Source organism: Microcystis sp. BLCC-F209, assembly GCF_041928595.1.
Classification (GTDB): Bacteria; Cyanobacteriota; Cyanobacteriia; order Cyanobacteriales; family Microcystaceae; genus Microcystis.
Map to the genome: position 1 here is coordinate 1 of NZ_JBHFLL010000023.1, position 21,331 is coordinate 21,331.

Annotated in this window: 26 protein-coding genes; 16 read left to right on the forward strand and 10 right to left on the reverse strand. The window is 42.1% G+C overall.

All coding sequences use genetic code 11. From position 1 onward, the window contains the following. The first annotated feature begins 135 nt into the window (after positions 1-135). Together ACE1AQ_RS01400 and ACE1AQ_RS01405 are read left to right on the forward strand one after the other, a co-directional pair. Entirely contained in the window at positions 136-465 is a 330-nt protein-coding gene (locus ACE1AQ_RS01400; RefSeq protein ID WP_002799127.1) for a DUF6883 domain-containing protein, read from the forward strand. Between the two features lie 6 nt (positions 466-471). Continuing rightward, entirely contained in the window at positions 472-732 is a 261-nt protein-coding gene (locus ACE1AQ_RS01405) for a DUF4926 domain-containing protein (RefSeq protein WP_110545144.1), read from the forward strand. Between the two features lie 63 nt (positions 733-795). On the opposite strand, the gene ACE1AQ_RS01410 is transcribed toward ACE1AQ_RS01405, so the two are convergent. Next, a complete protein-coding gene (locus tag ACE1AQ_RS01410; protein ID WP_238142392.1) occupies positions 796-1,005 on the reverse strand; it encodes a BrnA antitoxin family protein in 210 nt (69 codons plus the stop codon). Continuing rightward, positions 992-1,303, reverse strand: a complete 312-nt coding sequence (locus ACE1AQ_RS01415; RefSeq protein ID WP_061430167.1) for a BrnT family toxin — start codon at positions 1,301-1,303, stop codon at positions 992-994. The genes ACE1AQ_RS01410 and ACE1AQ_RS01415 overlap by 14 nt, the downstream gene beginning before the upstream one ends. A 437-nt stretch (positions 1,304-1,740) precedes the next feature. Here ACE1AQ_RS01415 and ACE1AQ_RS01420 point away from each other — a divergent pair, with 437 nt between their 5' ends. Beyond that, positions 1,741-2,331 carry a PEP-CTERM sorting domain-containing protein gene (locus tag ACE1AQ_RS01420; RefSeq protein WP_374807715.1) on the forward strand — a complete coding sequence of 197 codons (591 nt, stop codon included), beginning with the start codon at positions 1,741-1,743 and terminating at the stop codon, positions 2,329-2,331. A 5-nt stretch (positions 2,332-2,336) separates the two neighbouring features. On the opposite strand, the gene ACE1AQ_RS01425 is transcribed toward ACE1AQ_RS01420, so the two are convergent. The 3 genes from ACE1AQ_RS01425 to ACE1AQ_RS01435 all read right to left on the reverse strand — a co-directional run bounded on the left by ACE1AQ_RS01425 (position 2,337) and on the right by ACE1AQ_RS01435 (position 4,566). After that, positions 2,337-2,537 (reverse strand): hypothetical protein, encoded by a 201-nt coding sequence (locus tag ACE1AQ_RS01425; protein WP_110545141.1) that lies wholly within the window; start codon positions 2,535-2,537, stop codon positions 2,337-2,339. 72 nt (positions 2,538-2,609) lie between these two features. After that, positions 2,610-3,521 carry a hypothetical protein gene (locus tag ACE1AQ_RS01430; RefSeq protein WP_061430168.1) on the reverse strand — a complete coding sequence of 304 codons (912 nt, stop codon included), beginning with the start codon at positions 3,519-3,521 and terminating at the stop codon, positions 2,610-2,612. A gap of 91 nt (positions 3,522-3,612) precedes the next feature. Further along, positions 3,613-4,566, reverse strand: coding sequence for a branched-chain amino acid ABC transporter permease (locus ACE1AQ_RS01435; protein ID WP_110545139.1), 954 nt, complete (start codon positions 4,564-4,566; stop codon positions 3,613-3,615). Positions 4,567-4,765: 199 nt separating this feature from the next. On the opposite strand from ACE1AQ_RS01435, the gene ACE1AQ_RS01440 reads away from it, so the two are divergent. Next, positions 4,766-4,957 (forward strand): hypothetical protein, encoded by a 192-nt coding sequence (locus ACE1AQ_RS01440; protein WP_039900637.1) that lies wholly within the window; start codon positions 4,766-4,768, stop codon positions 4,955-4,957. 275 nt (positions 4,958-5,232) lie between these two features. Beyond that, the gene (locus ACE1AQ_RS01445; protein ID WP_008206813.1) at positions 5,233-5,805 is read left to right on the forward strand and encodes a manganese efflux pump MntP family protein; all 573 of its coding nucleotides are present in this window, start codon (positions 5,233-5,235) and stop codon (positions 5,803-5,805) included. Positions 5,806-5,831: 26 nt separating this feature from the next. Here ACE1AQ_RS01445 and queC read toward each other — a convergent pair whose 3' ends face one another. The 4 genes from queC to ACE1AQ_RS01465 form a co-directional block, all read right to left on the reverse strand. Continuing rightward, positions 5,832-6,524, reverse strand: coding sequence for a 7-cyano-7-deazaguanine synthase QueC (queC, locus tag ACE1AQ_RS01450; RefSeq protein WP_008206815.1), 693 nt, complete (start codon positions 6,522-6,524; stop codon positions 5,832-5,834). Next, positions 6,524-6,886: a hypothetical protein gene (locus ACE1AQ_RS01455; protein WP_002781773.1), complete on the reverse strand. Its 363-nt coding sequence runs from the start codon at positions 6,884-6,886 to the stop codon at positions 6,524-6,526. Before ACE1AQ_RS01455 ends, queC begins: the two co-directional genes overlap by 1 nt. Beyond that, complete coding sequence (locus tag ACE1AQ_RS01460) at positions 6,883-7,200, reverse strand: hypothetical protein (protein WP_002736011.1); 318 nt, start codon at positions 7,198-7,200, stop codon at positions 6,883-6,885. Before ACE1AQ_RS01460 ends, ACE1AQ_RS01455 begins: the two co-directional genes overlap by 4 nt. Before the next feature lie 475 nt (positions 7,201-7,675). Beyond that, on the reverse strand, positions 7,676-8,293 hold the full coding sequence (locus ACE1AQ_RS01465) for a 7-carboxy-7-deazaguanine synthase QueE (RefSeq protein ID WP_110545137.1): 618 nt from the start codon (positions 8,291-8,293) through the stop codon (positions 7,676-7,678). Between ACE1AQ_RS01465 and ACE1AQ_RS01470 the strand changes: the two genes are divergently transcribed. The 8 genes from ACE1AQ_RS01470 to ACE1AQ_RS01505 all read left to right on the forward strand — a co-directional run bounded on the left by ACE1AQ_RS01470 (position 8,270) and on the right by ACE1AQ_RS01505 (position 14,736). Continuing rightward, a complete protein-coding gene (locus tag ACE1AQ_RS01470) occupies positions 8,270-8,827 on the forward strand; it encodes a Ycf51 family protein (RefSeq protein ID WP_002750188.1) in 558 nt (185 codons plus the stop codon). The genes ACE1AQ_RS01465 and ACE1AQ_RS01470 overlap by 24 nt on opposite strands. Before the next feature lie 19 nt (positions 8,828-8,846). Next, positions 8,847-9,956, forward strand: a complete 1,110-nt coding sequence (locus tag ACE1AQ_RS01475; protein ID WP_008206827.1) for an iron-containing alcohol dehydrogenase family protein — start codon at positions 8,847-8,849, stop codon at positions 9,954-9,956. A 313-nt stretch (positions 9,957-10,269) separates the two neighbouring features. Continuing rightward, on the forward strand, positions 10,270-10,491 hold the full coding sequence (locus tag ACE1AQ_RS01480) for a hypothetical protein (RefSeq protein ID WP_002799107.1): 222 nt from the start codon (positions 10,270-10,272) through the stop codon (positions 10,489-10,491). A 265-nt stretch (positions 10,492-10,756) separates the two neighbouring features. Next, on the forward strand, positions 10,757-11,890 hold the full coding sequence (locus tag ACE1AQ_RS01485) for a HetZ-related protein 2 (RefSeq protein WP_008206831.1): 1,134 nt from the start codon (positions 10,757-10,759) through the stop codon (positions 11,888-11,890). Positions 11,891-12,014: 124 nt separating this feature from the next. Further along, positions 12,015-12,173, forward strand: a complete 159-nt coding sequence (locus tag ACE1AQ_RS01490) for a hypothetical protein (protein ID WP_008206835.1) — start codon at positions 12,015-12,017, stop codon at positions 12,171-12,173. 2 nt (positions 12,174-12,175) lie between these two features. Next, a complete protein-coding gene (locus ACE1AQ_RS01495) occupies positions 12,176-13,708 on the forward strand; it encodes a cryptochrome/photolyase family protein (protein WP_110545135.1) in 1,533 nt (510 codons plus the stop codon). Positions 13,709-13,917: 209 nt separating this feature from the next. Next, on the forward strand, positions 13,918-14,259 hold the full coding sequence (locus ACE1AQ_RS01500) for a translation initiation factor (RefSeq protein ID WP_002750167.1): 342 nt from the start codon (positions 13,918-13,920) through the stop codon (positions 14,257-14,259). 9 nt (positions 14,260-14,268) lie between these two features. Then, positions 14,269-14,736 (forward strand): TspO/MBR family protein, encoded by a 468-nt coding sequence (locus tag ACE1AQ_RS01505; protein ID WP_002799098.1) that lies wholly within the window; start codon positions 14,269-14,271, stop codon positions 14,734-14,736. A gap of 365 nt (positions 14,737-15,101) precedes the next feature. Here ACE1AQ_RS01505 and cobM read toward each other — a convergent pair whose 3' ends face one another. Then, the gene (gene cobM, locus ACE1AQ_RS01510) at positions 15,102-15,890 is read right to left on the reverse strand and encodes a precorrin-4 C(11)-methyltransferase (RefSeq protein WP_110545133.1); all 789 of its coding nucleotides are present in this window, start codon (positions 15,888-15,890) and stop codon (positions 15,102-15,104) included. 244 nt (positions 15,891-16,134) lie between these two features. On the opposite strand from cobM, the gene dnaB reads away from it, so the two are divergent. The 3 genes from dnaB to ACE1AQ_RS01525 all read left to right on the forward strand — a co-directional run bounded on the left by dnaB (position 16,135) and on the right by ACE1AQ_RS01525 (position 21,203). Next, the gene (gene dnaB, locus ACE1AQ_RS01515) at positions 16,135-17,892 is read left to right on the forward strand and encodes a replicative DNA helicase (RefSeq protein WP_008205798.1); all 1,758 of its coding nucleotides are present in this window, start codon (positions 16,135-16,137) and stop codon (positions 17,890-17,892) included. Position 17,893: 1 nt separating this feature from the next. Then, positions 17,894-19,471: a glycosyltransferase family 39 protein gene (locus tag ACE1AQ_RS01520; RefSeq protein WP_110545131.1), complete on the forward strand. Its 1,578-nt coding sequence runs from the start codon at positions 17,894-17,896 to the stop codon at positions 19,469-19,471. A gap of 415 nt (positions 19,472-19,886) precedes the next feature. Continuing rightward, entirely contained in the window at positions 19,887-21,203 is a 1,317-nt protein-coding gene (locus ACE1AQ_RS01525; RefSeq protein ID WP_110545129.1) for a family 10 glycosylhydrolase, read from the forward strand. The last annotated feature ends 128 nt before the right edge of the window (positions 21,204-21,331 follow it).

Genomic DNA, 21,331 nt, shown 5'->3' on the forward strand with positions numbered 1-21,331 from the left:
CCAAGCTTTTCTGGTCGGAACCCCCTAAGCCGAGTTTTCAAGGTGCTGCGCCGTCCACTTGGTTTTCGAGACTGGCCTTTTAATTCTAACGTAAAGCCAACCTAGAACGGCGGGGTTTCAGACCCAAAATTTCCGATGAAATTACCCAACGGGGAACTGGCAGAAATCTCGATGGAAAAACTGATTGGCTATTGCTTAAATCCAGAACATTCCAGAGGAAAAAATCAAGCCAGAGTCTTTCGCTCTCGTCTGGGAATAACTGCCGAGAACGCTGAGGTTTTGCGATCGCTCATCTCACAGGCTGCCCTGGAGGGGGAAGTTGTGCAACAAGCGGTCACGGAATTCGGCCAGCAGTTTAAAGTGGATTGGACGATACCAGAACGGGAAGGAACACAACTGCGAACTATCTGGGAAATCGGCTTAATTAATCCCAACCCTCGCCTAATTTCTGCCTTTATCAAGTGAAGTACCATGAAAGACATCAAACTCTTAGATCTGGTTGCCATCCTCAACTCCGTCCCTCGGGAGCGATTGACTTTGGTTGAGCCAGATTATGAGGCTGTCCCCAGCTTGCCAAGCGGACAGGTGGGAACGGTGGTTGAGGTGTATGAAAAAGGTTCGCGCTATCAATATTTAGTGGAATTTTCTGACAGTCAGGGGCGGGAATATGCGATGGCTATTCTGCCAGGCGATGAGCTTCTGGTCTTGCATTATGAACTGGAGGCGGCGTAAATTCTGCTTAAGGGAAAACACTTATGGCTCAAGTAAAAGTTTTCTATGAACCGGAAATCGCACTTAACAATTATGTTCTAGCATATATTTTTTTAGTACGGCATTAATTAAAGTCTGATATTTTTTGGGAAATTGCTGTTTATACCAAGCAACAACTGAGGGTTCAAGCTGCAGAGTTACAGGAACTTTTAGAGGAGAATTAACAGTAGCTTCTTGCCAAAATTCGGCATCAGTAGCAGCTACATCTGAATAATCTATATCAGAATCTTTCATCTGACCAAGGATATTTAATTGTTCCTCTCTCGACATACTCATAATAAATTCCCCTTTCCTCTGCATTAGCGCGTCTTGTAGATATAAGCCGTATTTTCTGTTCTCGTAGAGTGTACACTGCAACTAGGACAAATTCTCCTAAAAGTCCCAAAGCGATTAATCTTTCTTCGCCGTAGTCTCTGCGATTATCAGGTTTTGATATCCAGACTCCTGAAAAGATTTCCTTGGCAAAATTAAAGTCGATCCCGTGTTTTTCAATATTGATGTTGTTCTTTTGGTCATCCCACTCGAACTCCATCTTTTCACTCTAACTCCATAAACTAAGAAATTATACTGCGATCGCAAGCGATGTATAATACACCCTCCCAACTACCAAGATAACCTCTAAGTCTAGAAATCATGCCTACCGGGGAGATGCAAGACTTAACAACAGTTAATAAATAATTACCTAACAATGTTAGCGAAATTTTGAACCCTATTACCGAATCTGACACACCGCGCCACAATCCCTCACGGAAGGCGATAGGTCGCCTGAGAAGCAGTAAAACAGGGGAAAATACCTGAAACTCTTTCCCCTGTGAATCGCTAGTTAGGGAGAAGAATGTAAAGATTTGTAAATTGTAGCTTTTAATACAGTTGTGGGGGGGGGAGTGTGTATATTAGCGCTTAAAGGAAACGACAAAAGTCGGCTAATATACTCCCTAAAAAAACACAATTATCTCAAAGGTGCAAGCTATGAATCAAATAACTTCTCGAATAAAGTTCTCTCTCGGTGTGCTAACCGCTACGTTGGTACTTACTTCTCAATTACCAAAAGCTGATGCTGGCTTAACTCCAACAGTAATTAAAGATAAACTAGGAGAACTCGAAGTCTCATGGTCTTGGAATCCTGAAGAAAGTGGTTCCGGCAATCCTCTACTGAGAAACTGGCTAGTTACTTTAGAAACCAATAATTCTTCTAATAATTGGGAAGTCAAGTTAGGTGTCTCGCACATAGAAACACCCCATCCTAAATTGGATGAACGTGAAGGAGACTTTGTCGCCACAGATTACACTTTTAGAAAGAATGAATTTGGACGTGTTATTTCAGATAGTTTCTCTACCAGTCATCCTCCAGTACATAGAGACTTCTATACCTTTAGTTTTGATCGTAGTATGGCTCCACAAAATACTGTAATTAGGTTGACTGGCGTTCATGTTCATGTCCCCGAACCCACCTCAACTCTCAGCCTCCTCGCCCTCGGCACTCTAGGCGCAGCTTCTACCCTCAAGCGCAAACTAAAACCTTCCCAATCTACCGAAAAAGAAACCACAAAAGCCGGCTAAATTGTTTATAAAAATACCATAAATGCCCCTTCATTCAGTAAAACTCGTAGGTTGGGTTGACGCAAGGAAACCCAACAACTTCCCGGAATATTTTCACAATCTTGGTTGGGTTTCGCCTTTTGAGCCGATTGGTAATACCTGCTCAATAATGATAGCTCAATCCAACCCACGGCTAGAGCGTCTGAGGGAATGCTAGATTTGACCATGACAGTAACTCAGCAGACAAACTACCATCAGGATTTTGGCATGAAAATTCATGGCTTGAGCGGACTAAAACTTTAATCTTTTCTCAATCTTTCTAACAGTTCAGAGCGGGATAAATTCACTAAAGAAAGAAGTAACCCGGTGCGTTCTGAGATGGGAAGTTGGGCAATCTGTTCAACTAGACCAGACAATTCCGAATCTAGGGTTCCAAACCGCCCTTCCAGAAGACTAGCTATCAGCGAGAGTTGTCCCTCTAAAGTGCCTTCCTGTTTTCCTTCTATTTTCCAATCTTCTCGCTGTTTTAGATAGGCTGGTGATAGGTTCATGATGTCCTCCTGTTCCTCGCTACTTAAATTATCTCTCAATTCCAAATTCTTACGCCAGTTGGCTAGAATTTCTAACAAATTTTCTTTAAAAGAGTTATCTTCTGGCAATTGAACTAACTCTTCTACGGCTCTTTTTTGTGTTTCTCCTTTTCCTAAAACCCTCAACCATAAAGTGTCTTCACTCACTGGTAACTGGTGGATGGCAACGATTGCCACTTTGAGGAAGTCAGCTAAAAAGTAAACCCCTTTTAACCAATTCCTCTCATCGCTGTCAGCCCTGAATCCTTGAATCATTCTAGCTGAAAAGGTGGGGGTGAGAATCCATAAAACTGGCAATTCTGCGACCGTCAGAGTTTTGTTTGCCCGTTTCGCCTTTCTTAACAGGTCATTATGAACAGTATATAACTTTGATATACAACTGCGAATCTCTATTTCTGAGGGCGGGTTACGGAAAGGTTCAAACAAACAGGAAGTCGCCGCCATTTTTCCGAGTAAACCTAAAGGGAGTTCGGTCCTTGATGGTGAACTGGCCGGTTCAAACCAGACATCTATTTCTTGAACCTCACTTTTCACTTTCTTACTCTTTTTTATGGTTCCTAGAGGCGCTAACAGTTCCTCTAAATATTCCTTGGCAAATTGGTCGTGAATTTGGCGGGTCATTCTCGGAGATGACTGAGAATATAAAGGGGGATAAACTATCCTATTATATCATTAATTAAAAAGGAATCCAATCGACAACATTGATCCATGACTAGGAATCAAATTGACTAAGAGAGGAACGTCTTTTAAAAGGAATTAGTTTTTTGATTAATTCAGGTGTAATTAAGCCTTGGGGATAAAAAATCGTTCCCAAAACGATTAAAATTCCAAAAATAATCAAACGACCATCGCGCAAGAAATTCCCTAACCAAATTGGTAAACCATTCACGCCACCGAGGGCGCGTAAAACTTCGGGCAAAGCAGTTAAAACAATGCCTCCCACCACCGGCCCGACAAAAGTTCTGGAACCACCAATTAAAACGAAAGCCAAGAAAATAATACTGGCATCAAAAGTTCCCTGACGGGAATTCCAAGTATTGAGAAAATGGGCGCTTACCGCTCCCACCACTGCCGCTAAAACTGCCCCGAAAGTGAAGGATAAAACTTTGTGATAGGTGGGATTAATTCCCATAGATGCAGCTGCCAATTCATCGGCACGAATGGCATTAAATGCCCGACCAATTTTGATGTTTTCTAACCGGTAGAGAAACAGCATAGTTAGGAATAAGAGGGGCAAAGCCAGCCAAAGGTAGCCTAATTGAGTGGTGAAAGGTTGGGGGATGGCGAAAATACCGACCGCACCGCCGGTTATCTCGAGATTAAGGGCAATAATTCTCAAAATTTCTACCCAGGCGATTGTGGCAATAGCTAAATAAATACCTCGCAAACGGAGAACAGGAATACCTAAAATTATGGCTAATATTCCCGCAATAATGCCAGCAATTAACATTTCTAAAAAGACCAAAGCCAGGGGATAATTGCCACCGGTATTAGTAAAAACTTTCGTGGAAAGAATGGCGGCCACATAACCCCCTAAAGCGTAAAAACCGGGGGTTGCTAAGGATAATTGACCGGCCATTAAGGGCAGATAAACTGAAATGCCTAAGCTGGCTCCAAATATCATTGAAACAATTAAAAAACCATAGGTGGTAAAAAAATCAGCCATATTTTCAGTGAGCGGTTATTGGGGGCTTCAGTTAGGGGAGTCAATTAGCTAATTTTATCACCGTTCTCTCCCACCTCATTCTCCGGTAATTCTCGAAATTATCATAATTTTTTACTTGGCACTTTTCCTATATGGTAGCGTTCGCCACCTTAAAAGCAGACGGGATGATCGATGATGGGAAAAAGTATCTTTCTTAACTTTGTCTGGGAAAAAATTCAGGGGAATTTATGAAACAGCAGCATTGGTTACTCGGACTCCTACGGCTGAATTTCCCGATAAAATGGCAGTAGCGAGCGAAAAAGTCCTAGAAGCTGAGGATATTATCAGTTTTACCCCAGAAGCAATCCATCAGGTCGAGGCAATCGGTCAGGAACCGGTAATGTGGTTTTAAACGTTTTCAATTCGATCCTCTCACTAATTAGGTAGCTGGTTATAATTAAATTAAAAATGGATTTTAGGTTCGATCCCCCCTGCCCCCCTTGATAAGGGGGGTGCCGATCCCCCCTTAATCCCCCCTTGATAAGGGGGGTATCTGACAACTTTTAACGCCTACCTAATTAGGTTAGAGAAATGATAGATAAATGAGAGGATCATGAGAGAAATATGAAAGTTTTTTGGGGAAAAATTAGTTAAGATAAGGGGAAATTAAAGGATAAACAACTATAGATGTTTACTTCACTCGAACTTTTAACCACTTCCTTTGTTGCCGTGGGATTAGCCGCCGATGCCGTGGCCGTTTCTCTGACCAGTGGCCTGATGATTCGTCATATTCATGTTAATAAGGCTCTGAAAATTGCTTTGTTTTTTGGGGGATTTCAAGCGATTATGCCGATGATTGGTTGGGGGATCGGCCTAACCTGTCGCGATTTCCTCGCCTCTTTTGACCATTGGATCGCTTTTATTATTTTAGGGGCGATCGGCAGTAAAATGATCTACGAAGCTGTTCAAAATGACGACGAAGAAAAAAAATTTAATCCTCTAGATTGCTATACTTTAATCGGATTAGCGATCGCTACTAGCATCGATGCTTTGGTAGTTGGTTTGGGTTTATCGATGATTAAAACTCCCTTACTTTTAGCTTGCACTGTCATTGGTTTTATTACCTTTGCTTTATGTTTTATAGCTGTTTTTATCGGGCATAAATTCGGTAATTTATTTAGTCAAAAGGTGGAAATTCTCGGCGGTTTAGTTTTAATATTAATCGGCAGTAAAATCCTCATTGAACATTTAATTGCCTAGATTATCTCCATTTTTCACTATCCTCCCTATTTTCCCCGGCTGTTTTTCAACAGGGCAGTGGCTAATTCGGGATAACCGGCCTCAATTAAAGCCTGATCTCTGATGCGACAGGAATCGCATAAACCGCAGGGTTCAACTTCTCCTTGATAACAAGACCAAGTATCAGCAATGGGAACCCCTAAACTAACGGCACGACGGACGATATCTACCTTACTATCCATCACCAAAGGGGCAATTAATTGGGGTGCTTTCCCTTCTAAACCCGCTTTCGATGATAAATTAGCTAAAGTTTGAAAGGCATCTAAATACTCGGGACGACAATCGGGATAACCGGAATAATCCACCGCATTAATTCCTAAATATATCGCCTCCGCTTCCCTTGCTTCCGCTAAAGAAAGAGCGATCGAAATAAAAACTGTATTTCTCCCCGGCACATAGGTAATCGGGATAATATTCGGGTTAATTCCCTCTTGGGGAATAGCAATAGATTGATCGGTTAAAGCGGAACCTCCCCACAAAGATAGATTGACTTCGATCAGATGATGTTCTTTAATATCGAGAAAATTAGCAATTTTTTTCGCCGCCGCTAATTCACGCTCGTGTCTTTGTCCATAACGAAAGGAAAGGGCAATTAATTGATAACCAGCCGCTAAAGCGATCGCTGCTGTTGTCGCTGAATCTAATCCCCCAGAAAGTAAAATAATCGCCTTTTTTGTCATTATCCTAATGTCACCTGTGTTTGTTGATAATTAGCTACTAAGATAAATTGTTTGAGCCACCGCGAACCTAACAAAATCTCCTTAATTGCCTCCCCTGCAAAGACGGGAATTTCGTATTCCTGACCATCAATTCTTACTCTGCCTAAATATATATCAAAAAATGCTTCTCCTTGAGCGGTTATCAATTTATTTTGTCGCAAAAAACGCCAATCAAGACTGTCAGCATCTTGACTATTTATGGCTAAAAACTCGGTAAAACCCGTATCCAGCATAACTTCTGCGGGTAGAATCAATCCATCATCGCCAACTAAATCGATATCAAAATAAATTTGTCCTTTGGTTCCAAATCTCCCTTCAATCATATTCTGCCACTAACTCCAGTTTCATTAATGCCAAAGATATGATGGATTTTGTCGGGATATTTTGCCCTTGCTTTTTTACTGGCCACTTCTTGATCGGGATCGATAAAATAATCGCCGCTATCGGGTTCGATCGCAATGTACCAACCATAATAATGTTTCATTAACCGGGGCTGTAAACTCTGAAAAATCGGCCAACAACGATGATAAAATTCTAATTGTCGGGCGCGATGTTTGGCCTTTTCTTCCTCTGTAGATTGAATCTCTGGAAAAACTCGACCACGACGCACTACTCGTTCAGAATTGTTGTTAGACATAGTATTTGACCTCTTGTTAGTAAATTAGGGGTTGGGAATTATGAATTATGAATTATGAATTATGAATTATGAATTATGAATTGGGGAGTGGGGAGAATAAATAAAAAGTAATCTCCTGACTTGAAAGAGGGTGTAGGGTGTAGGGTGTGGGGTGTAGGGAAGGAAACCTCTTTCATCTGTGGGGGTGAAAATTTTTTCATCGAGACTGACTCCTGATAACTGACTACTGACTACTGACTCCTGATAACTGACTACTGACTACTGACTCCTGATAACTGACTCCTGATAACTGATAACTGATAACTGATAACTGATAACTGACTCCTGATAACTGATAACTGATAACTGATAACTGATAACTGACTCCTGATAACTGACTCCTGATAACTGATAACTGATAACTGATAACTGATAACTGATAACTGATAACTGATAACTGATAACTGATAACTGATAACTGATAACTGATAACTGACTAGCGGACTCCTAAAAACTTATGGGTTTGGAGACTGAGACGCCATTGGGGATGCTGGAGAACATAATTAAAGACTAACTCTTTGCTTTCTACCGTATTCCATTCGGGTTGTAGATATTTGATCACCCCTTCCGATAACTTACTTTCCTGCATAGCTGCCCAGTCTAAATCCTCTGGATGAGCCACGACAATTTTTAACTCATTTACCCGTGCATAAATACTAGGATCGGGCATTTTATAGGTTTTAGGAGAAAAAGTCACCCAATCGAAAACCCCAGTAAAAGGATGAGCGCCAGAAGTTTCTAAATGCACCCGTAAACCCTGATTTTTTAATTCCTTGGTCAAAGGATCAAGATTGTGCATCAAAGGTTCACCCCCGGTAATCACCACCATAGCGGGGTTAGCCCCTTTTGCCATCTCTACCAATTCCCGCAGGGATTGTTGGGGATAACGGTGAGCATTCCAAGACTCTTTTTGGTCGCACCAAGGACAATAGACATCGCAACCTCCCAAACGGAGGAAAAAAGCATTGCTTCCCGTCCAAAAGCCCTCGCCCTGCACGGAATGGAAAGTTTCGACCACAGGATAGGTACAATGGTTTATGCTAACCGTTTTCATAGAATTAGTATTATAGAAAATATGGACATTCCCCTGAACTTCGCCAAATACACCCAATGGTCTGGTATTGCCACGCTGGTTTTTTTGGTACTTACGATTATCGCTTTTCTCGTCGGTTGGGGAATCCGCTTTCGTCTCGTCGGTGTCACTAGCTTTATGGCTGTGTTGACGGTGGGGATTTTCGGTCTTGGGTTAGGATTATTTACCCGTACCGAAATTCCGGGAGCGGTGAGATTCTCCCTTGTCTATGATAACGGAGCTAATCAAGCTGTTATCTCCCTGCCCAATACTGTTACTGCCGAGCAAGTGGAAGCAACCCTAAAACAAGCCGCTAGTGACTTGTTTTCCTCTGGTCGCGCCGGTGCTGGCGGTAATAATCAATTTATCATTAGCGCTCGCACTCTCGTTCATCCTCAGCCCGGTTTATCTGCTCCTTTGTACTTAGGACAGATTAAAAAATCCTTCTCCGCCCCGGGGGATAATACACCCGAACTACAGCTTTTTCCCGAAAGTTTCGCTAAAATTAGCCAATAATCCTTGAGGTTGTCAAAAAATGTCCAATGCTGTCGCTGTTTTGCCCCTGTTAATCGCCCCCGCACAAGTGATTCGGGGTGACAATGCCCTAGAAGAATCCACCGGCAAATTAGCGGATTTGGGTAAACGTCCCCTCGTGGTGGGCGGCGATCGCAATTTAGCTTTTTTGTCATCTCCCCTGAAAAATCTCACTCCTAGCTATCACAGTTACGCCCCCGATTGTTCGGAAAATTCCCTAGCATATTTAAAGGCATCTGTCAAGAGTCATGAGGCAGATTTTATCATCGGTGTGGGTGGCGGCAAGGCCCTCGATACGGCCAAATTACTCGCCCATCAGTGCCATTTGCCGATCGCCACGATTCCCACCTCCGCGGCCACCTGTGCCGCTTGGACAGCCCTATCTAACATCTATTCTGACGCGGGGGCGTTTCTTTACGATCTGTCCCTAGCCCGTTGCCCGGATTTATTAATTCTCGATTACGGTATTATCCAAACTGCCCCGAAAAGAACCTTAATCGCTGGTATTGGCGATGCGATCGCTAAATGGTACGAAGCTTCCGTCAGTAGCGGTCATTCCACAGAAACCCTGATCATTGCCGCTGTCCAACAGGCCCGGGTTTTGCGGGATATTCTTTTCCAAAAATCCCCGGCAGCCCTGGAAAATATCGGCGGGGAGGACTGGAAACAGGTGGTAGATGCCACCGTTTTATTAGCCGGAGTAATTGGTGGTTTAGGGGGCGCTAATTGTCGTACCGTGGGCGCCCATGCAATTCATAATGGTTTAACCCATATTCCCGCTTGCCATCACGCGCTCCACGGGGAAAAAGTCGCCTACGGCATCCTCGCCCAATTGCGTCTAGAGGAAATAGTTTTGGGTAATCAATTGGCAGTATCGGCCCGGGGGCAACTAATCCAGTTTTATGAACAAATTGGTTTACCGAAATCCCTAGAGGATTTAGGATTAAGAGATGTTTCCCTTGCCCAGTTGCGCCACGCGGCCGCAATTGCCTGTCAGCCTAATTCAGACATTCATCGTCTGCCTTTTACGGTTTCCCCCGAACAAGTTATGGCGGCCATGGTTTCTACTACCACTGCCGATACGATCGGGCAGAAAGTTAAAGCTAATTAACGGGAATATTTTCGGGACTGATTAATAAAATTCTCACCTATAGCCCTAGGTTTTGAGCAGCAAATCAATCACAGCCCTCAACTAAACCATCCTGAAAGTCCCCCAAGCCTGAAAATCCTGATGCTGACAATTAAAAGAATAATCACCCTTCAATTGTGGGTTGGGTTGAATGATAGTGAAACCCAATAGGGAGTAAACGTTGGGGGTGGTGCGTTCCCAAATACAAATTAATGTTAAAGCCACAATGGTTTGAGGGAACGCACCCTACAGGCTCATGCTGAATAGGACAAAAATAAATGGAAGGAGTAAAAAAATGCCGACGATAGATCTAGAGAAAACACGGCAAGCCTGGACAAACTTAAAGCCAATACTCTTTATTCCTCGTAGCGAATCAGAATATGAACAATTAGTAATTATGTTAGATAATTTGATAGATGAAATAGGAGAAAATGAAAATCATCCTCTTGCTTCTTTAATGGAAATTTTGGGAATATTAATAGAAAACTATGAACAGGAAAATGTTCCCGAATTATAAATGGTAGGGGTGGTGCATTCCCAAATATTGGTTAACCTTGAAATTGTCATGTTTTCAGGGAAACGCACCCTAGGAAGCGATGCGTGCGCCCCAAATCCTTATCTGGCAAAAGACTTAATTGATTAGTTCGTTCTAGTCGGGTGTGGGGTAAAATCGGTGCGATCGGCTTTCTCGATGGCTCAGGTTCTAGCATATATCGTGTAAATGCGCTAATATTCAAACTAAAGCCGTCCTCAAAAGACGGGGTTTGGAACTCAATTTTTCGATGACGACAATAATCGACGAGTTAAGGCAACAATGGCAAGATCGCCTCTCTCAAACAGAGGATTCCTTAACCGATCGCCAAAGGGATACCATTATCAATTGGTTACTCGGTGAAGATAGCCAACGTTGGGAAAATTTAGATGAGAGAGAGCTAGAAATCGCTAAACGGGGATTAGTCTATCTTTGGCAAATTCTGCGGCAACGCTATCTCAAGGTTAGTCCCACCCGCGCCTATCGTAACCTGATTGATCGTCTCGGCGCTTGTGTCACTCTCCGGCAAAAAATTCGCACTTGGGTTTCCTTAAGTCGCGATCGTCGGCAAGCGGTGGCCGATGTCTTGCAAGAAATTATTCAAGAAATGTTAAATAGCGATCGCTATCTGCAATCCCAGTTAACATGGATCTCTCGTTGTACCAACGATCAAGCTACTCGCGATCGGCTTCTGTTAGCCACCCTAGAGGAATATGCTCTGCGTCCGATCCGCAATCAACCCCTGTTAGCCTATCGTTTTGTTAATTATCTCCGTCGTCAATCGAGAAGCGGTATCACTAATGTGCCGCGGCAAGAAATGATCAGGATTCTCTCCGATGAAATTAGTGGTGATGAGGGGGAAACTAGCTTAAGTTTACTGGATCAAAATGCGATCGCCACCTACGAAGATCAACGCACTTGTCAAGAAGCGCAAATTCTCCGAGCAAAAGTTCAAGAGAGTTTTGCTAGGTATCTAGAGGAAAATGTTAGTCGGGAGGCGGTGACTTGGTTTAACCTCTATCTAGGGGGCGAAAGCCAAGATGCGATCGCCAAAGAGATGAATATTCCCATCCAACAGATCTATCGTCTCCGGGAAAAAGTTGGCTATCATGCGATTAAGGTTTTTGCCCTCAAGGAAGAGAGAGAATTAATCGCTGAATGGTTACAAATCAGCCCGAAAGAGCATAATTTTGGCTTAACTCTCAGTCAATGGCAAAGTTACTATGCTGGCCTTTCTCCCACGGGTAAAAGCGTTATCGAGGGCTTAAAAGCGGGTAAAACCCTTGAGGAAATCGCTGGCGAATTAAACTGTAAACGCACGCAAGTGGTCAAAGAATGGACGCAACTTTATCTAAGCGCCCAAAGTCTCAGGACAAAAACCTAATCAGTTATCAGTTATCAGTTATCAGTTATCAGTTCACTGAGAAAACTCCCCACACCCCACACCCCACACCCCACACCCCACACCCCACTTCCCATCCCCTTTTTGATTTTTGACTTCAAGAAATATGTGGATTATTAGCAAAAAAGTCGGTGTATTTACCCATTATTTAACCTCTACGGGGACATTTACACCTAGCATGGACAAAGCCAGTAAATTTTCTGCTCGGGAAATGGCGGATATTATGGCTAAAAAATACGGGGGAATAGTAGAGGCCATGAGATAATTATGACCATTGGCATTTGGATTTTAGGGGATCAATTATGGACAGGACAAGCGGCCTTAGCTAATCGTCAAGCCTATTCACAGGAAACACCAGTTATTTTAATTGAATCCCACAATCATATTCGACAAAGACCCTATCATCAGCAAAAATTAGTTTTAATCTGGTCGGCGATGCGTCATTTTGCCGAAGAATTAAAAACTTTAGGATGGTCTGTCACCTACGAAGTTGCTGAAGATTTTGAACCAATTTTATCTGCTTGGATTAAACGATTAGGCATTAAAGAATTACAGATAATGATGCCTAATGATTTGCCCTTTCTTAGATTAATTAAAAATCTCAATTTAGACTGTGCTATAACCCTAATTGATAATAATCACTTTCTCTGGACAAGGACAGATTTTAATAATTGGGCTAAATCTCGTAAAAGACTATTACTAGAGGATTTCTATCGAGAAAGTCGCAAAAAATGGCAGATTTTAATGGAAAATAATCAACCCATAGGAGGACAATGGAACTTTGATAAACAAAACCGCAAACCGCCCAAGGATGGATTAAAAACAACTGATCCTCTTTGGTTTGAACCCGATGAAATTACCCTTCAGGTTATCGCTGATGTGGAAGCTTTAGATATTCCTAAATATGGAAAAATCAAACCTTTTCGCTGGGCAGTAACCCGCAGACAAGCTTTACAGGTTTTGGAGCATTTTATTACTAATTGTCTGCCCAACTTTGGACCATACCAAGATGCGATGATAACGGGAAAAGAAACCCTCTGGCATTCCCTATTATCCCCCTATCTAAATCTAGGATTACTAACGCCGTTGGAAGTGATTCAAGGAGCAGAAATTGCCTATAAAAAAGATAATTTAGCCCTAAATAGCATCGAAGGATTTATCCGTCAGGTGTTGGGATGGCGGGAATATATGCAGGGAATTTATCATTATCTGGGAGAAGATTACGCTAATGGTAATTGGTTTGAGCATCAACAACCCTTACCAGCTTTCTTTTGGGATAGTAAACAAACCGAGATGAATTGCCTCAAACAAGTATTATCACAGGTGGAAAATACCGGTTATGCCCATCATATTCAAAGATTAATGATTTTGAGCAATTTTGCCTTAATTTTTGGTTGCTCTCCCCAAGAGATTGAAAACTGGTTTCATAGTGTTTTTATCGATGCCTACGATTGGGTAATGCAGACTAATGTGTTGGGAATGGGACAATTTGCCGATGGGGGAATTCTCGCTTCCAAACCCTACGCTTCCTCGGCCAACTATATTGATAAAATGAGTGATTATTGTCGGGGTTGTCTGTATAAAAAAAATGAACGAGTCGGGGATTTAGCCTGTCCTTTTAACTTTCTTTACTGGGATTTTTTGGCACGACATCGAGAAAAATTAAAATCCCAAGGTCGAGTTAATATGATTTTAGGTCATCTCGATCGAATGTCGGCAGCTGAACTTAATCAAATGCGCTGCCAGTCCAACCAATTAAGAGCTATCAGCAGTCAGGAGTCAGGAGTCAGTAGTCAATAGTCGGGAGATTATAGCGTTTGTCACACCTGTGTGGTACATTTAAACTTTTGCTGATTAAGCTTTTCAACATCGATAATGTACCTCTTGCAAACAGGAAACGCTATATCTTTATTTATTCTCCCTTCTCCCCACTTCATAATTCATAATTCATAATTCATAATTCCCATCTCCCCACTTCCCCAACCCCCAAACCCACTATTAATTGCTATATGAGTAAATCAAAAGAAAAAAACCGGATTGCCTATCAGGAATTTGGAGATAAAAGCAATTCTCAAGCTTTTGAGCGTTCCATCCCTGAATTACCCCCAAATCAGCAGAATTTGCGAGTACAAACCTCCCGCTCTGGTCGTGCGGGAAAAACCGTTACCATGGTTACAGGTTTTCAATGCCAAACCGAAACTCTGACGAAATTATTAAAACAGTTAAAAACTGCTTGCGGAACGGGTGGTACAGTGAAAGAAAATGCCATTGAGATCCAAGGAGATCATCGCCAAAAAATTCTACAAATTCTCATTGAATCGGGTTACAAAGCCAAAATTAGCGGAGGATAGCTAAAAATCATGATTCCCTCTTGGTTGCTTATCGGTGTCGTGGGGTTTTTGGTAGCGTTAGCTGGGGGATTACTCAATTCTCGCGATGTGCGTTGGTTTGCACGCTTGCGTCGTCCCGATTGGTTAACCTTTGAAAGATTAATCCCTCTTATCTGGACAATTATCTATATTTGTGGGGCAATTTCTGCTTATTTAGTCTGGGAAGCTCAACCGGCTAATCGCTGGTTTTTGATGGCTTTTTATCTGTTGGTGGAATTGACTATTACTGCCTATACTCCCGTCACCTGTAAACTACGCAGTCTCAAAGCGGGAACGATTATCGGAGGTACGGGTTTTTTCTTGGGTTGTCTTCTGGCGCTCTTGGTTTTCCCTGTTTCTTCTTGGGCGGGCATCCTACTCTTACCCTACCTGATTTGGAGTCCGATCGGTACCTATGTGACTTGGGAAATGAGCCATCTCAATCCTCGGGATGTATAGATAGGTAAAGTGGGATGGGTTAATTTTTAACCCATCCCACAGATCTTATTGCCATCTACCAACTTGAAAATCTAGACTGTTTTTTCCGCTCTAACTCGCTCTACCCTGCGAGGAATGGAGCAATCAAGGAAGTTAGGAACCTCCTGACGACAGTGAGGACAATACCAGTAGGCACGACTAGCCACAAGGTGACGAAGGGTAATTCCCGAACATATAGGGCAGTTGTGCATGGATTGTTAGACTAATTTTAAAAGCTTTTAAAATTGTCTTACCTCCTACTGCGATTTTAAACAAAATCGCCGCTCTTTAACTCTAACTTTAGGTAGAAACCTAGTGTTTCTTTCGATAGACTTCCCAGAAAATACCTAAGGATGAGGACGGAAAAGATGGGAATGTTGCGGGTGATAAAGTTGCGATCGAGTTCCTGTAATCTGGTTTAAAGCGGGACTAATTAGATAAAGGGTAGTTCTAGTTAAATTTTCCCGATGGGTTAATTGGGCCATCTCTGACAGGGGGACAATCCAGATTTTTTCGTCGGGCCAACCGAGACGGAAACAAACGGCCACCTGTTGCTCTGGCCCGTAGTATTGTAGGAGTTTTTCCTGGGCTTTGTCAACATGACGGGCGGCTAAATATAGGCATAAACTGGCTTTATGGGCGGCTAAAGAGGCTAATTCTTCACTTTCTGGCATGGGAGATGCTTTTCCTTCCACCCGGGTGAGAATAATTGTCTGGACTAATTCGGGAATCGTTAATTCTAGGGCCAATTTGGCCGCTAATCCTTGAAAGGCACTAATTCCGGGGATTAGCTGAAAGGGGATATCTGCTGCTGTCAAAAGCTCAATTTGCTCTTGGATGGCACTATAGAGACTTAAATCCCCCGATTGCAGTCGCACCACCGCTAAACCCCGACGCACGCGATCGATCATTAAAGGGATAATTTCCTCTAGGGTGATGCTACTGGTGGGAATTAACTCGGCATCTTGACGAGTATCCTCAAGAATCTGTTTGGGGACGAGGGAATCAGCAAAGAGGATAACATCGGCTTTTTGGAGAATTTTATAGGCTTTTACCGTCAATAATTCCGGATCTCCGGGGCCCGCACCAATAAAATAGACGGCCGGGAGGAGAGGAGAGGAGTCAATTAAAGTCATACTAAATCCTGTTTAAAGGGGAAGTGGGAATTATGAATTATGAATTATGAATTATGAAGTGGGGAGACCACTTCGTGCGCGTTGCGGGGGGAAGTGGGGAAGTGGGGAAGTGGGGAAGTGGGGAAATTTCAACTAAAACCCCAAAACCCAACCCCAAAACCCAACCCCGATCATTAACCTGAACATTTGTATTTAATTAGGGTGAATGACTATAATTAATGATAAAGCACGGTCAACATTGACAATGATTAGCGATCAATCCCTCCCCCCCCAAAATATTGAAGCGGAAGAATCTATCTTAGGTGGTATTTTACTAGATCCAAAAGCGTTAGGTAGAATCAGTGATTTTTTAATTCCAGAAGCTTTCTATGTGAAAACCCATCAAGATATTTATCGTGCGGCGCTTGCTTTACAAGGGAAGGGAAAACCGACGGATTTAATGACGGTTAGCAGTTGGTTACAGGATAATCATCTGCTGGAAGAAATCGGGGGAATGCCGCGATTGTTACAATTAATTGAGCGCACTGTCTCGGCTGCTAACATCGATCGCTATGCTGAATTAGTGATGGATAAATATATGCGTCGTCAGTTAATTTCCACCGGGGGAGAAATTATCGAGTTAGCCAGGGATACGACGCTAGAATTAGAAAATGTTTTCGATGAATCGGAACAAAAGATTTTTCGTCTCACCCAAAAACGACCCCAGGAGGGTTTAATTTTTCTGGGGGATACTTTAATCGAAACTTTTAACGAAATTGAGAAAATGCAGGAGACCACCACTCTACCCGGTATCGAAACTCAATTTTATGATCTCGATGCGATGACCAGTGGTTTACAACCCTCGGATTTAGTTATTATCGCGGGTAGGCCTTCCATGGGAAAAACTTCTTTTGCTCTTAATATTGCCTATAATATCGCTCAACAGAATTTACCTGTAGCGGTCTTTAGTTTGGAGATGTCTAAGGAACAATTAGCCCAACGTTTGTTATCGAATGAGGCTAAAATCGAAAGTAATCGGATTCGCTCTGGCCGTTTGGGACAAAATGATTTAGAGAAGGTTCTTGGGGGACTAGAAAAGTTATTAAATTTGCCCATATATATCGATGACAGTGCCAATTTAAGTGTAATTCAAATGCGTTCCCAAGTGCGGCGTTTACAGGCAGAAAAAAAGGGACAAATGGGATTAGTTTTAATCGATTATCTGCAATTAATGGAAGGGGGAGGTGATAATCGCGTTCAGGAACTTTCTAAAATTACCCGCAGTCTTAAGGGTTTAGCGAGAGAAATTCATGCTCCAGTAATTGCTCTTTCTCAGTTAAGTCGCGCCGTGGAATCTCGCAATAATAAAAGACCGATGATGTCCGATTTACGCGAGTCGGGATGTTTAGCGGGTGATAGTTTAGTTGAGTTAGCCGATCCTCGTGCTAAAGTGCCAATTTGTCAGTTAGTGAATTGCTCTAATTTTACGGTTTTTGCTCTTAATGAGGAAACAATGAAATTAGAAAAAGCACTGGTAACTAAGGTATTTTCCACAGGATTTAAGCCAGTTTTTCGATTAACAACTCGTTTAGGTCGCACGATTAGAACTACAGCCAATCATAAATTTTTGACCGTCCACGGTTGGCAAAGATTAGATGAACTAAATATTGGTAATTATATCGCTTTACCTCGCTCTCTTAGTAATTCAGACCTAACTTTTAATTGGGATGAAGTTATGGCAATTCAAGCGGATGGAGAGACAGAAGTGTATGATTTAACAGTAGATAAACTGCATAACTTTATTGCCAATAATATCATCGTTCATAATAGTATCGAACAGGATGCGGATTTAATTATGATGTTATACCGAGATGAATATTATAACCCCGATAGTCCTGATCGAGGTGTGGCTGAAGTAATTATTACTAAGCATCGTAATGGTCCCACTGGCACAATTAAGCTACTTTTTCAACCAGAATTTACCAAGTTTCTCAATCTTAAACAAAGTCGCTCTAATTATTAAAATGCAAGCAAATATTAATTATATAAAAACCAATTGGCTCTTAATACTTTTGGCAATTATCCTAACTCTTGGTGTGGTTTTTCGTTGGGCAAATATCGATCAAAAAGTCTATTGGCATGATGAATCCTACACCACGATTAGAACCACTGGTTATCAAGCAAAGGAAATCGCTGATACTATCTTTCAAAATCGTCTTTTATCTACCACAGAATTAGAAAAATTTCAACAACTTAAACCCGAAAGTAATATTTTTGATACAATAAAATCTCTCGCTCAAGAAGACCCTCAACACCCACCTTTATACTTTATTATCTCTCGCTACTGGGAAAAAATATTCGGTTTTTCTCCCGCTTCTTCCCGCAGTTTAGCGATTGTTTTTAGTCTTATATCTCTGCCATTTATTTACTATCTATCCCTAGAACTATTTACATCAAAGTTAACGGCAGTTTTAGCAGTAATTTTATTGGCACTCTCTCCAGTTGATATAATATTTTCTCAAATGTCTCGTCAGTATAGTCTTTTGGTTCTGTTAACGATAATCAGTCAATTAATGCTGTTAAAATGCCTCAAAAAAAGAACTCTTGTTAATTGGTCTTTATACACCTTCTCTAATACTCTCGGACTCTACACCCATCTCTTTTTTATTCTCAACTTATTTGCTCAAGCAGCCTTGATAATTTGGTATCTTGTTATGAAACCAGAGCGAAAAAATAACTTGATATTTTTCCTGTTATCTGGGTTAACAATGATAATTTTATATATACCCTGGTTACAGGTTTTTTTAACTAACTCTCAAAGGGCCTTTAACTCCACCAGTTGGGCTGCCGTTAACTATCTCGATTGGGTATTGTTCGGTAAATTATGGCTCTTAACTTTTACTTGTCCATTTAGCGATAGCGATTTTGGTTTTAATAACATCTTCACCTATATATATAGACTAATTTTTTTAATCTTAACTATCTATGCTTTTGAGCGAGTTTATCGCTACAATAACCCGATAGCTTTTACTTTTCTAATTACCTCAACCCTAGTACCTTTCCTAGCTTTAGTCATTCCCGATCTAATTTTGACCACCACTAGATCAACTGTCACCCGTTATCTAATTGCGACCTTTCCCACTATCTATATAACTGTGGCTTTTTTCTTGTCACAATTGCTTAATCAAGGTAAATTTTCAGGTAAAATTATCTTGACTTTTTTGTTAACTGCTAGTATAATATCTAACTTTAATAATGCTCTTTCCGAAACCAGTTGGGCAAAAGTTCCTAGTTATTGGAATGGCGAAGTTGCCAGAAAAATTAATGCTGTACCCAATGCCATTATTATCAGCGACGAAGGTAATGACTGGACTAACTTAGGTGATTTGCTTTCCCTTAATTATCGTCTTAATGCTGATGTACAATACTTCCTGACTACCACTAACCCCGATACCGATAAGTTAAAAGAAGTTCTAGAAATTCCCCAGGCCAACTTATTTCTTTTTCGTCCTTCCAATCGGTTATTACTGGCCCTAGATCAATTGGATGTTCGTCGTGATGATTTCTATCCTCAAGGTCAATTGTCGCAAGTGAAGAAATAGGTAAATATATAAGTAGTAGGACAAAATTAACTTCTTGGTTAGGATAGGCGCTCATGCAAGAGGCAAGAGGCAAAAGATGGTTAGATATGTCTAATTAATTGTGTCTAGCTAGGGTTTGCCGAATAAATCTAAAAACCTTGTTGGGTAAGACTTTTAGACTTTTTGTCAATCAAAAAGTACCATATCTGGGAGGGATCGGGGGGAAAATTCTGGGACTTTTTCCCTGAAAATTAGGTAATTTACCAGATGAAAATGGGTAAAAACCTACACCCCACACCCCACACCCCACACCCTGTCCCCACGAAAAACTTTTTCGGCAAACCCTAGCTATATATTTTTGGTCGATCTAGCCTGAAAGAGTTGAGCAAAGCTGTTATCATAACCAGTTAAAAGCGTTAATCTTCACCTTAAAGAAATGACTTTTCTAATTCCGACCAGCACTTGGCGGCAAATTCTTAAAAAGCTCCCCATACTACTATTCTTAGCATCTTTTCTCATAGTCCTACTATTAGGCTATTTTTCCGCTGCTTTCTCTCAAAGTCGAGATCCTGATATCCGCGGTGTTTGGATCACCACCAACGATACTGCGATGCTGATGGACAGGGATAAACGACAACAGGCGATCGAGCAATTAGTTAATCTCAATTTTAATGCTATCTATCCCGTGGTTTGGAATTCCGGTTATGCTCTCTATCCTAGCGCGATCGCTCAACGGGAAGGAATACAGCCTTTTGTGCCTACGGGAGCGCAGGGACAAGATATCTTGGCAGAATTGGTGGAACAAACCCGTGGCAGGGGATTATTGGTCATTCCTTGGTTTGAATTCGGATTTATGGCCCCTCCCACCTCAGAATTAGCCTTAAAACATCAGGACTGGTTAACCCAAAAACGGGACGGAGGGACCACTTGGGTAGGGGCAGCCGGTGAGGTGGTGTGGTTGAATCCTTTCCGTCCCGAGGTGCAGAATTTTCTGCGGGAATTAGTCTTGGAAGTGGTGGGACAATACGATATTAACGGCATCCAATTCGACGATCATCTGAGTTTACCCAACGAATTCGGCTATGATCCCTATACTATCGCCCTTTATCAACAGGAAACCGAAAAAACGCCTCCGGCTAACCCCCGGGATCCCGAATGGACAAAATGGCGGGCCGATAAAATCACCGCTTTTCTGGCTAATCTCAAAGAATCAATTGAGGCAATTAAACCGAATATACTGCTTTCGATCGCCCCTAATCCCTACGAATTCGCCTATAATGGTCATCTACAGGATTGGCTCGGTTGGGTGCGGCAAGGATTAGTCGATGAGTTAATTGTACAGGTTTATCGTCCCGATCTGCCCAGTTTTCTCAAACAATTAGAGCGTCCCGAAATTCAGGAAACCCAGCAAACGATACCCACTGGTGTGGGGGTTTTAACCGGTTTACGCAATCGACCGATCGCGTTACCCTTTATTGAAGAAAAGGTATTGGCTGCTCGTCAACGGGGTTTAGGGGTGATTTTCTTCTTTTATGAAAGTCTCTGGCAGCAAGCTTTGGAACCTCCAGAAACCAGAAAAGCGGCAATTCAAGCGCTGTTTTCGCAACCCATCACTCCCCGTCTTCCCGTGCTGGAAAATATTCCCTTAGTTAGTACGCCTGAACCTATTTACCAGCCAGAACTAACCCCCACACCTCCCCCCTTAGCGCCGGACGGGATCGAAATTCCTGTAATTCCCCCTCCGGGTAGTTAATAGCAATTTTTGCCCACAGAGTCAATGCCACTGGTCGCTTGAACCCCCCCCCTGAACGGTTACAAAATTATTTTCATTGAAAAATTTGGGTCTGAAACCCTGCCGTTTTACGGCGGCTTTACTGTCAA